8 protein-coding genes are annotated in these 13,296 nt (G+C 33.3%); all 8 read left to right on the forward strand.

Annotated elements, in window-relative coordinates:
- The first annotated feature begins 45 nt into the window (after positions 1-45).
- Positions 46-2,628 carry an LTA synthase family protein gene (locus DRW41_RS06845; RefSeq protein WP_115451226.1) on the forward strand — a complete coding sequence of 861 codons (2,583 nt, stop codon included), beginning with the start codon at positions 46-48 and terminating at the stop codon, positions 2,626-2,628.
- A gap of 78 nt (positions 2,629-2,706) precedes the next feature.
- The gene (locus tag DRW41_RS06850; protein WP_115451227.1) at positions 2,707-3,816 is read left to right on the forward strand and encodes a glycosyltransferase family 4 protein; all 1,110 of its coding nucleotides are present in this window, start codon (positions 2,707-2,709) and stop codon (positions 3,814-3,816) included.
- Positions 3,791-4,909, forward strand: coding sequence for a glycosyltransferase family 4 protein (locus DRW41_RS06855; RefSeq protein ID WP_115451228.1), 1,119 nt, complete (start codon positions 3,791-3,793; stop codon positions 4,907-4,909). The genes DRW41_RS06850 and DRW41_RS06855 overlap by 26 nt, the downstream gene beginning before the upstream one ends.
- Complete coding sequence (locus tag DRW41_RS06860) at positions 4,906-6,006, forward strand: glycosyltransferase (protein WP_115451229.1); 1,101 nt, start codon at positions 4,906-4,908, stop codon at positions 6,004-6,006. The genes DRW41_RS06855 and DRW41_RS06860 overlap by 4 nt, the downstream gene beginning before the upstream one ends.
- Before the next feature lie 254 nt (positions 6,007-6,260).
- Positions 6,261-7,634: a sugar phosphate nucleotidyltransferase gene (locus tag DRW41_RS06865; protein ID WP_115451230.1), complete on the forward strand. Its 1,374-nt coding sequence runs from the start codon at positions 6,261-6,263 to the stop codon at positions 7,632-7,634.
- An 8-nt stretch (positions 7,635-7,642) separates the two neighbouring features.
- Complete coding sequence (locus DRW41_RS06870) at positions 7,643-9,046, forward strand: undecaprenyl-phosphate glucose phosphotransferase (RefSeq protein ID WP_115451231.1); 1,404 nt, start codon at positions 7,643-7,645, stop codon at positions 9,044-9,046.
- Between the two features lie 94 nt (positions 9,047-9,140).
- A complete protein-coding gene (manA, locus tag DRW41_RS06875; RefSeq protein ID WP_115451232.1) occupies positions 9,141-10,088 on the forward strand; it encodes a mannose-6-phosphate isomerase, class I in 948 nt (315 codons plus the stop codon).
- An 874-nt stretch (positions 10,089-10,962) separates the two neighbouring features.
- Positions 10,963-13,269, forward strand: coding sequence for a YncE family protein (locus DRW41_RS06880; RefSeq protein WP_222928838.1), 2,307 nt, complete (start codon positions 10,963-10,965; stop codon positions 13,267-13,269).
- Positions 13,270-13,296: the final 27 nt, after the last annotated feature.

Genomic DNA, 13,296 nt, shown 5'->3' on the forward strand with positions numbered 1-13,296 from the left:
TTAAGCAAATTGATGAAGAAATAAATATTAAAGAGTTGATTTAAATTGCAAAAAAAAGTTTTACCAATATCCATTATTTTATATTTAATTTCTTTTTGTTCTGGAAGGTTTGTCCTGATTGATACTAAGGAATTAAAATTAGAGAAAGTTGAATTAATTATACCAGTATTACTTGATTTATCATTTGCAGTTCTGGTTTTATTTATTAGTTTCTTTATTTTCAAGAAAACTAAAATAATTGCAAGTGTTTTCCTGCTAGTCATAAATATATTCCATATCTCTAATATGGAATATATTTATGCTTTAAATGGAGTTATTAATATAAATGATATACATTATCTTCAAGATACGGAGTTTATTAAAGGAAGCCTTTCTTTAAATTTTCTGATGTATACTTTAATTTTATTTTTAGCTTCAATTTTATTTTTTGTAACATTACATTATTTAAGTAAAAATCAACATTGTAGATATCCCAGTAATAAGTATTTACTAATTACACTAGTCAGCTTTTGGGGTTTACAATTTGTCTCAACGACATCAAGTTGGGAGAAAAGTAATTTTATTTTACTATCTATAATGAATAGCTTTAATAAGCAAATTTCTTTATCTGCCGATGCATCCATTGATTATAAAAAAATTTATGATGACTTTTATTCATATAATAAGGTAGTTGATGGGCAACAGATTCCACTAGGAAAAGAATATTCATCGAAAGAAAACGTTCTATTGGTAGTGCTTGAGGGGATTCCAGGTGCGTATCTTGAAGAAGTTCAAAAGAAAAATGGATTTGACTATGATACAAAAATTAATAGTTTTGAAAAAATCTATAATCATTCTGTTGTAATACCTAATCTTATTACTCATAATAATCAAACAATAAGAGGTCTGTATACTATTCTTAGCGGAAAATATCCAAAATTAGATGCATCTACTCCAAAAGCTACAGAATACTCTCAATCCGAAAATAAGGATGATATGCTCCCAAGTATCTTGAGGAAACAAGGTTATAATACAGTATTCTTACAGGCTGCTCCACTTGAATTTATGTCTAAGGAACAGTTTGCAATGGATGCAGGATTTAATACAATTTTAGGTGAGGATAATTTTAAATACCAATATATAGAATTTGGTTGGGGTATAGATGATAAGGCTTTTTTTGAACAATCTTTTGAATATCTTAATGAATTAAACAATCGAGAAAAGCCATGGTTTACTACCATGTTAACTGTAGGTACACATCATCCGTACGCATTTCCTCCAGAACTAGAAAAAGAATTTCCAGGCCCTAAGGAGGCTGCTGTTAAATATTTGGATGATTCTTTAAGTAGTTTTTTAGATTCTCTTGAAAAGTCAGGTATAACTGAAGATACTTTAATATTATTTACTTCTGATGAGTCACATGGTGTAAATGGTCAACCTTTAGGCTCAAATTGGGGTTTTCTGTTAGCATATGATCCTAATATTGATGGACCTATCATAAATAAAGGAGTATATGGGCAAATCGATATATTGCCATCAATATTAGATTATCTTGGTCTTTCTTCTGAATTGAATGGAAGAAGTATTTTTAGGAATTATGAACAAGAAAGACCAATAATGTTCTCAACTCATTATGATGGAAAGATTTATTATATAAAAAATAAAGGTATTGTTTATCAAGTTAATAGTCATGGAGATTTAACTCAAATTAATTATAAAAATAATTTGTTTGAGGGAGATTATCAGATTGAGGAGATAAAAAATTATAAGTTACGAGATAAAATAATGAGTTATGCTACTGCTTTAAACAACGAACTCTCTAGAAACTATTCAATGGATAAAATTGCTTTGCAAAAAAGTAAAAAAATTCCCTTAGAAAATAGTAAAAAACTTTTAATTTCTAGCGGCCAATATTTGACATTACCTGAAGATAGTATGGTGAATATTAGCTTTGACTATAAAATAGACGATTATAGTATGGTAAATTCATTAGTATTTGATTTAACTCTAAATGGAGAGGAAAGATTGTCTACTATTAAAAGATCTAAAGAATTTGAACATGTTGAACATGAATTTTATAATAATAAAAAAGTTGAAAAGTTTTCATTTGATCTTTTTATAACACCATATTTAAAAGGTAATGAAAACACTAATATTAAAATAACGAATTTAGAGATAAGCTTTAATAATAACTCAAATGAGAAACTTGTGAGTGATTTTAAAAAAGTGGCTAATTTGAGTTTGAATTCAAATATACTTCCTTATTTTTCATTTGCCAGTTCGGCATACCCTACTTCTAATGGGAATGTACAAATAAAAAAAATACAAAATAACAGTTTTTTAATGTTTGGACCTTATATGACTATAGGCAGTGGAAAATATTATGCAGAAGTTACATTAAGTAATTTTAAAAGCTTATCTGCTGATGATTTTTCTCTAATTTTAGATGTTGTTTCTAATTTAGGGGAAAATACGATTGGAGAAAAGGAATACTCTTTCAGGGAATACGATTTAAAAAAAGAGAAAATAAAACTAACAATTCCTTTTGAAATACAACACCCTTCAACTAATGATCTAGAAATTAGACTTAGAGGAAATAGTATAAGCGGGATGATAATTGAAGATGTTAGAATTTTAGAGGTAAATTAGACTTTTTCCAGATAAATCTGTACTTAAAATGGTATGGATTCTAATTTTGTATTTAATTAAGAATAGGAGAAAGTTTGAATGATAAGAGTAGCACTAGATTCTCAACCATTATTAGGGGAAAAGACAGGGATTGGCCAATATGTAGATAATTTAACTAATGTTTTAAAGAGAAATAGAGAAGAGATAGAAATTAAATATTGGTTTAACCAAATTTTGAAAAAAAAGCACTCTACTCTAAACATTGATCAGTTTGATATAATCAATTCTAGCTATCCATATAAAGTTATTAGAAGATTACAAGGTCCGGATTTACTCCATAGTTATCCTATTGACATAGGAGATAAATTTGATCTCTTTCATGGAACAAACTTTATTGGGTATAATACAAATAAATCGAAAATGGTTTTAACAATACATGATTTAGCTTTTCTTCGTTATCCAGAAGTGGCAGATTATATAACTTATCGTCATCATACAAGATGGCTTCCATACTCGATTAAAAAGGCAGATCATATTATAGCGGTTTCTAATCAAACCAAGAAGGATATCATAGATTATTATAAAGTTCCTGAATATAAAATATCTGTAGTCCATCTTGCGGCTAATCATACGGTAGCTAGTGTAGAAACTCATAGCTTTAATCTCCCTGAACAATATATATTATTTGTAGGGACATTAGAACCAAGAAAAAATATTCCTTTTATTATTAGAGGATTTGCATTAGCAAAAAGGAAATATAGTTTCAATCATAAGTTGGTGTTAGTTGGGAAAAAAGGCTGGAAATATGAAGAGATTTTTAAGACTATTGACGATTTAAAACTCAATGATGAAATCATATTTCTAGGATTTGTAACTGACCAAGAATTATCCGTTATTTATAAAAAAGCTTCTCTATTTTTATTTCCATCTTTATATGAGGGGTTTGGTATGCCTATTTTAGAAGCCATGAGACATGGTGTACCAGTAATAACGTCTAATCTTTCATCTATGCCAGAAATCGTGGGTGATTCAGCGATAAAAATATCTCCCAATCACCTGGATGAATTAGTTGAGTCAATTGGCGTTTTAATTGAGAACGTGGAGATTCATACTAATTATTCAAAAAAAGGGTTGAAACAATCAAAATTATTTTCTTGGGAAAGAGTGGGGAAAGAAACACTGGATGTTTATAAAAAAGTATTATCCTAAGAAGAAAGTTATTTATATCAATGGACGCTTTTTAACACAAACCATTACTGGGGTACAGCGATATGCGTTAGAAATTGTCAAAATCATTGACCGTTTTATTTCAAAAGGAATTATTGATAAAGAAAAATACGAGTTTATTTTGTTAATTCAAAGGAGAAACCAACACTCGTTGGAGTTAAATAATATTCAGATACAAAAGATAGGTAATTTAAAAGGGCAATTATGGGAGCAACTCGAGCTCCCATTTTTTTCGTCGGGTTATTTGCTAGTTAATTTATGTAATACAGCTCCTGTTTTAAAAACTAATCAGGTATTAACTATTCATGATGCTGCAGCTTCAGCGAACAAGGAGAATTTTTCATTATTTTTTAGAATTTGGTACCAACTTCTACATCGTATCTTACCTTTTCGAACAAAACGAATCTTGACCGTATCTAATTTTTCCAAAAATGAATTATTAAAATATTATCCTATTCAAAAAGATAAAATGAATGTAGTTTATCTAGGAATTGAACATATGAATGATGTTCAACTGGATAATAAAATACTTTGTCAGTACGATTTATTGAGCACAAAATATATATTAGCAGTAAGTAGTATAAATCCAAATAAAAATTTCAATGGAATTATAGAAGCATTAAAATACATCAAGAGTGAAGAAGTTCAAATTGTAATAGTTGGCCACAGGGATAACCCCATTTACAAAGAGGCTGATATTCCACCTTCTACAAAAATTAAATTTGTAGGATATGTAACTGATGAAGAGTTAAAAGCTTTGTATAAAAACGCTAGTTGTTTTGTTTTTCCTTCATTTTATGAAGGATTTGGCTTACCTCCATTAGAAGCAATGTCTAGTGGTTGTCCTGTAATTGCTTCTAATCGTGCTTCATTACCAGAGGTTTTGGGTGATTCTGCTCTTTTTTGTGATCCTGAAAATCCAAGGGACATAGCGGAAAAAATAGAAATTTTGCTTAATAACCATAATATTAGAGCAGTATACCAGCAAAGAGGTCTAGAGAAATCAAGACAATATTCTTGGGAACGCTGTGGAAAAGAACTAATTGAGGTGATAACGGAGGTAATCGATTTATGAAAGTAGCAATCGTCCATGACTGGTTAATTGGTATGGGAGGAGCAGAAAAAGTCATTCTGGAACTTCATAAACTCTTCCCTAGTGCACCTATCTATACGTCAGTTGTAAACAAAGATAAATTAGATTTTGCTTTTAGTGAAATGGATATAAGAACGACTTTTATTCAGAGGTTACCTTTTAGCAAAAAGAAATACAACCGGTATCTACCTTTCTTTCCATTAGCTTTTGAGGCCTTAGATTTGAGGGAATTTGATGTAATTATTAGTAGTACAGCTTCCATTGGAGCAAAAGGTGTTTTAAGAAATTCATCCAGTGTGCATATTTGTTATTGTCACACCCCTCCAAGATATGCATGGGATTTTTATCATGAATACTTAGCCAGCGTAGGGAAGGTAAAGAGAATAATAATCCCATTTTTAATGCATTACTTACGCCAATATGATCAACTCTCATCAAATAGGGTTGACTATTTCATTGCTAACTCAAATATGGTAAAAGAACGAATAAAAAAAATATATAACCGTGAATCACAGGTTATTTATCCACCAGTTGATATTGATAGATTTAAATTGTCGGATAAAGATGAGGGTTTTTACCTGGTGATTAGTCGTCTGGTTCCTTATAAAAGAATTGATTTGGCAATTGAAGCTTGCAATGCATTAAAAAGGAAATTGGTTATAATAGGTGATGGTGAAGAGATAAATAAGCTTAAGAAATTAGCCGGACCTACTATAGAATTTCTTGGTTATCAATCCGATATGGTTGTAGAGAGATATCTGAACATTTGCAAGGCTTTAATTTTCCCCGGATATGAGGACTTCGGAATTACTCCTGTCGAAGCACAGGCATGCGGAAAGCCAGTTATTGCTTATGGAAAAGGTGGAGTATTGGATACGATTATTCCTAATGTAACGGGAATATTATTTGAAGAACAAACAATAGATGCATTAATTATGGCGATTGAGAGGTTCGAGCAATCAGATTTTTATGTAAATAAAATTAGGGAACACGCAGAATTATTTTCGAATTTAAATTTTCATTTAAAATTTGCTGAGTTCCTTAAAAGAATAAATCTACTAAATATAACAAGTGAGTAATTTATGATTACTGGTGTTTGACTTTGAGAATTATAAAAATGGTTTGAGAGGAAGCAATTAAAGACAGAAAAAATTGAATAATCCCCCTAAGAAGAAATTCTTTCATAATACCCTCTTTTGCATTAGAGGGTATTTTTATTTGTCTTTTTTAATAAATTTCAATTTAAATAAAATTCATGTCAAAATTGTGGTAAAATAATGGGAGAATTTATCTTCTTATGTAGGAAAATGTATAAATGGAAGGATAGAGCATCATGAAATTAGTTTTACTTTCTGGTGGTTCGGGAAAACGCCTTTGGCCGTTGTCGAACGATTCAAGATCAAAACAATTTTTAAAAGTATTGAAAGATAAAGATGATAGTTTGGAATCTATGGTTCAACGAGTTCATAGGCAAATTACCAATTTTTATTCAGATAGCGACATTTTTATTGCGACAAGCAAAAACCAAGTGGAAATGTTAAACAATCAATTAGGCAATAAAATAACAGTTTTAGAGGAACCTGAAAGAAGGGACACTTTTCCTGCTATTGCCCTTGCTGCAACTTATTTATATTCCGAAGTCGGTATAGGTTTGGATGAGGTTATCTGTGTTCTTCCAGTAGACCCATATGTTGATGACAAGTTCTTTGAACAACTGCCTTTGCTGGAAAATGCACTGAACTGCTCCCAAGCAGAACTTGCGCTTATAGGAGTAAAGCCATCGTATCCCTCTGAAAAATATGGTTATATTGTTCCAAAAAAGCTTTCTGAATTTGATTTTTTTAGCGAAGTAAGCCATTTTATTGAAAAACCCAACGAAGAATTTGCTAAAGAACTAATTGCAAAAAAAGCTTACTGGAATTGCGGTGTATTTGCTTTCAAGCTTGATAAAATTATCACCAAGCTAGAAGAAAAAGGATTACCTGTCATCTATCCTCAACTATTGAGTGTGTATAGTACTTTAATTAAAACTAGTTTTGATTATGAAGTTGTTGAACAAACAAACAATATAATATTCATACCATATGAAGGCGAATGGAAAGATCTTGGTACCTGGAATACGTTAACTGAAGAAATGAAATTTAATGTTCTTGGTAATGGCACAATGTGTGATGAATCCAATAATACACATTTAATTAATGAGTTGGATATTCCCGTGAAAATCATTGGTATTAATGATGCAATTGTAGCTGTTAGTTCTGATGGAATACTTATATCTGATAAAGAAAAGAGTCCAAAAATAAAAGATCATATATCTAATCTCGATCAAAGAGTTATGTATGCAGAGCGAAAATGGGGATATTATCGTGTGCTTGATTACACTAAGTTTAACAATCAAGAAGTTTTGACACGCAGGATTGTAATCAATCCTGGCTCATTTCTTAGTTACCAATACCATTTGAAACGAAAAGAAATTTGGACAGTTTTAACTGGAGAAGCAGAATCAATTCTTAATGGAAAAAGAATAACTCTGACTCCAGGAAGTGTTTTGGAAATAAAGCCAGGAGAGCTTCATGCCCTAAAAGCACATAATAATTTTGAAATGATTGAAGTTCAAATTGGAGAAGAACTCATAGATGAGGATATTTATCGTGTATGTACAGAGTGGGAAGATATAAAAAAACAAAAGTATATTACTAGTCGGTGACTCGAATTATGATTAGAAAAAATGAACGTTTTCTCTCTAAAGTTTACGCATTTACCGATGTAGTCGTAATACAGCTTGCTTTTTTTCTAAGCTGGATTATTCGCTTTATGATTCTAAGCGATGGGATTGAGACTATTAGTTTCATAGATTATTTTAGGTGGAATTTATTTTACACCATTTCAGTCGTTACTATTAGTGCTCTCCTTGGACTATATTCTTCGAAAAGGCGCAGATCATATACATTTGAAATATATCGTGTATGTCAAGCTCATCTGGTTAGTGTTGTTGTTTTTATGAGTTTATTATTTATTTTAAGAACAATTGATATCTCTCGTATATACCTAATGATATTTATACTAGCTAATATCTCGTTATCAGTGGCATATCGATTTGTTGTTAAATATGTTCTTAAGATACTTAGAAAAAGGGGATATAACAAAAAATTTATGCTAGTTTTGGGTGCCGGTACCTTAGGTAAAAAGTTTTACAATAATATAAGAAAACATCCGGAACTAGGATATGAAATTATTGGTTTTCTCGATGATTATCAAGAGGGTTTTTACCGGGAAGATAATATGGAAATCCCAATACTAGATAAAATAGACCGCTTAGATGTAGTGCTGAAACAACACCTGGTTGATGAAGTAGTTGTAGCACTACCTTTATATGCCCATGAAAAGTTCCAAAATATTATTTTCTCTTGTGAAAAAGCGGGGATAAAAGTTTTGATTATTCCTGATTATTATCATTTCTTGCCTGCAAAGCCATCAATAGACTCTGTTGGAGAAATGCCCTTGATTAACATCAGGGACGTCCCACTAGATGAAATGCAGTTGCGCTTTTTTAAGCGTCTATTTGATATTGTCTTTTCTTTGATAGTGTTACTATTACTTTCTCCGTTATTAATTTTAATAGCTTTCTTGGTAAAGCTTTCTTCTCCAGGTCCAATAATTTTTAAGCAAGAGAGAGTAGGCTTAAATCGTCGTTCATTTAATATCTACAAGTTTAGGACCATGAGAGTTATGAACAACGACATCTCTAATAATCAGTGGACTACAGCGAATGATTCAAGAGTTACAATTTTCGGTTCCTTCTTACGGAAATCTAGCTTAGACGAATTACCCCAATTCCTAAATGTTTTAAAGGGTGATATGAGTGTGGTTGGTCCAAGACCTGAGAGACCTTTCTTCGTTGAAAGATTTAGGGAAGAAATTCCTCAATACATGATTAAACACCATGTTAGACCAGGTATAACGGGGTGGGCGCAAGTCAATGGTCTGCGAGGAGATACGTCAATAGAAGATAGGATTAAATATGATGTTTTCTATGTGGAAAACTGGACATTTATTTTTGACATTAAAATTATTTTAAAAACTTTTTTAACAGGTTTTATAAATAAAAATGCTTATTAAATTTATTGTTACGACATTGTTGGGGAAACGGGGAAACACCTAAATCTGTTTCCTTTTTCCTTTTAAAATTAAAGAGGTAGTAAGGGTGTAATTGATGATACTAAAAGAGCCTATTTTTTTTGAGCCTGAATTTAAAGAAAAAATATGGGGCGGCCAGAAGCTACGTTCATTTGGGTATGATATTCCTTCACCTAATACAGGTGAGTGCTGGGCATTTGCTGCGCACCAGAATGGGCAAAGTATAGTGAAGAATGGGGTATTTAAGGGGTTATCGTTAGGTGAGCTTTGGAATAATAATCGTTATTTATTTGGTGGTATTAGTGGAGTAAAATTCCCGTTATTAACAAAAATATTGGACGCTGCAGATGATCTATCTGTTCAAGTTCATCCCGACGATTTTTATGCAAATATTCATGGGAATGATAGTGGTAAGACAGAATGTTGGTATATTATTGATTGCGAAGATGAGGCGGAAATTACTATTGGACACAATGGAAACTCGAAAGAGGAACTTATCGCTCTAATTGAGAATAGGCAATGGGATAAGTTACTCAGAAAGGTTAAAGTGAAGCCGGGAGATTTCTTTTTCGTTCCCAGCGGGACAATTCATGCTATTGGTAAGGGTATTCTTATTTTAGAAACTCAACAAAACTCGGATACTACCTACCGGGTTTACGATTTTGATCGTAGAGACAAAGAGGGAAATTTACGGGATTTACACATCAAACAATCTATAGAAGTTACAACAATCCCATCAGCCCCTCCAGTAAATAATTATTTATATGAAGATTTTGGTGAATTAAAAGTTACTACGTTCTTACAATGCGATTTTTTTACTGTACGAAAGTGGAAGTTAGAAGGTAGGAAAGGTTTGGATCAACCCTTCCCTTTTATACTGGTTAGCGTAATACAAGGAGAAGGTACAATAATCAAAAATAGAAATGAATATTTTTTTAAAAAAGGAGATCATTTTCTTCTGCCTTCAAATTTTGGAGAATTCGCTCTTTCAGGAGAGGCGGAAATGATTGTTTCACATCTTTAGATTAATTTTATTCGAGAAAAAATGTTCTAGGGCCTTTTCAGGTCCTTTTTCCTTTTAATGGATTAATATAAATTTCAGTTGAACTTAATGGACTCATACCCCAATGCCAATTGATTTAATAAATAAAACTAAAAAGGTAACGGAAGTGTTACTGCCAATTTCGTTGTGAAGGAATGCCATTCAAAAAGGGCTCTTAACAGTGAGTTATTAATTGCCGATAAATGATTATAAGAATATTGTTAAGGTGGCATGGTAATGATTATTAAATATTGGCATTTCCTTAAAATGAAATATTACTTGCTATTTATCAAAGATGCCCGAGACCAAAAACTCAGAGGAAAAATGTTAGATAAACTGGAATATCACAGTACTGAGTATAACAAAAGAGTAAGATGAATTCTCGGACGAAACCATGTCATACCGTGTAACGTCTCTGAGTTCAAGAACTACAGCATAGGTAAAATAATCGTTGGAAGCGTAAAAAAAATCATGTAATACTCTCCCGAAATTTTATACTGCCTTGTTTGATTGAACCTAGGCAAAACGATACGGAAAGTATTTTTTAGATTCCAATAGGGCTTTTTTTAATGAAGTTCGAGAAAGAATTACGTACTCTAAAATCACTCTCTAATATGTTCATTTTAGACATATTAATCACAGCCATCTTTCAAAAGAAGTGAATTGTACAGTGAACTGCCATCCCCAAAGACTAGTGGTTTCACAGAGTTAGGACTAAGGAACTGTTTAACTATAATATTAATACAGTAATTGAAATTACTGGTATAATAAAATAATGCTTTACTAATATGACATTTCTTGGAGTGATTTTTTTATAATGAAACGCCTTTTACTTCTGGTAACAATCGCAGCTATGATGATAAATCTTTTACCTGTCAATCAAGCAAAAGCGTTAGAATTTGATTGCACAGGGATTAAGATTGGACAAAAGATTTACTGGGAGGGGGTTGAGTTGAAGCCTGGCCAGATTGGCAAGCTAATGGTTTTAGAAGATACGCCACTATATAGATTTGTAGATGGAAAGCCTGAAATAGAACGGATGCTGTATAAGGGAAGTACATACAGGATTTATAATTTCAGGGCAGAATATCTCGGGGTAGGCGCTGGCTTCTATGTAGTTCGGGATGAACGGGTCGAATACAAAACGCCTTCCAAGCAAAAACTGAATGCTGTAAAATGTGCAAACCCGAAACTGGAAATCCCTCCAGTCACTTCTCCAATAGATGAAGGAACCCCACCTATACAGGAAAAACCTCCTGAAAAGCCGCAATGGGAGTCAATGGACCTTGGTCCTCAGGTTTCCAATCTTAGTACACTGGCCTCCAGGGCGGGAATGGATCAAAACGGAAATGCTTACCTATATGTCATCCTTCATGGTACGCCTTCCTCTTTGGCAGTGGTTGATTTGAATACAAATGAAACGAAGCGTAGTTTTTCTCTTGGAAACTCAACAAGTGCTTGGGCCATGGATGTTGATAGCAGTGGAACTGTCTGGGTTGGCGGTACGACTAACGGGAATCTTTACAGTTATAACCCAAACATAGATGAATTCAAGGACCATGGAGATATGCTTGCCGGAACTGCGGAGACAACAATACAGGATTTGGCAGTCACAGATTATTTTGTGTACGGCTCAACTGCCTACGGAGCATCCGCATTTACGTTTAACAAGATAACCGGTGAAAGGGAAAGTATCAAGTCGGCTTCCTTTGGGAAGCAGTTCGCAAAGTCCATCGCCGTGGAACCTGACGACAGGTACGTGTATATCAGCACCGGACCATTGGTTGATATTTTTAAGTGGGACATTATTAGCGACCTTAAAATTCCTATTTTAAACGGCGCTCACCCAGCCGAATCATATGCGGAAAAAATGAAAAAGATAGATGATTTGCTTGTAGTAAAGTTTTATCCATCAAAGAAGGCAAATATCTACAGCCTTTCTAGCGGGACATTCCTTAAAGAATTCATGGCTGATTCAAGAGGATTCTCTCCTAAGGAGCCTGAGAAAAATGAATTCTATTACACATACGATGGAAACTTCTATGCTTATAATCTTGGAACCGGTACAATCCGTAACACAAATGCGCGGCTACCAAGAAAACGGACTGCGTTATCCCTTGATTTTATCCAATTAAAAAGCAATCCGTCACGTAATATCCTGACAGGATTAATTGATAATGAAGGGAATTATTTTCTCTATAATCCTTTTTCAAATGTAGTTACGGTTAAAAAGGCAATTTTGCCTTCGAACCCAGTGAACCTCCATACCTTATTTACGGATTCGGAACAGAGATATATTTACGTAAATGGATTTATGACTGGCGGATTGACGAAGTTCGACTCAATAGAAAGAAAGGGAGTACAACTTGGAGGGGTAAACCAACTTGAAAGTGCGATCGTAATGAATGGCAAACTATACGGCGGTGCCTATCCAAAAGCCAGGCTGATTGAAATTACTCCAAATGAGTTCTGGGACCAATCATCTATAAAGGAATTGATTTCCCTCGACAAGTATAGCCAGGAACGAATTACTGCAATGGCAGGCTATAATAATACCCATTTGTTTGCGGGGACATATGCCCAGGATTCCATCAAAGGTGGTCTACTGCTCGATTATGATGTGGCAACCGGTGATTATAGGGTATACGAAGACTTTATAACAAACCAAAGCATTATCTCGTTGCTTCCTGATGAGGGGTACATCTATGCTGGTACCTCAATCCATTCTAATTACAGACGTGCCGAATTCAGCGCAAAGTTTTTCCGTTTTAACCCGGATAATCCGAATGAAAAGGAGTTTTTTTTCCTTCCCATGAGGGCCACAATGGTCATGTCATTGATAAAGGGACCGGACGGAGATATTTGGGGAGCGGCTGACGGGACAATCTTTGCATATAATCCTTATTTGAATAAATTCAGATCAGTTAAAGTACTAAATGCAATTTCCGGAAGGTTCAGCAATGCCAAGCTTCTAGTAGGGAAAGATGGTTTTGTATACGGAACCATGGAGGGCCGGCTTTTCCGGATTAATCCCGCCGACATGTCATTTACATTCCTGCTTGAAAGTGGTGCCTACGAAATTGCTCAGGATGAAGTGGGAAATCTCTATTACCGATACCTCTCGAATCTCTACATGATTCCGGTTGAAAACCTAAACCAGTAGTTAATATGATACATTATGCAAGGTATG

It is taken from the genome of Neobacillus piezotolerans (genome assembly GCF_003362805.1).
In the GTDB taxonomy this organism is placed as follows: domain Bacteria; phylum Bacillota; class Bacilli; order Bacillales; family Cytobacillaceae; genus Bacillus_D; species Bacillus_D piezotolerans.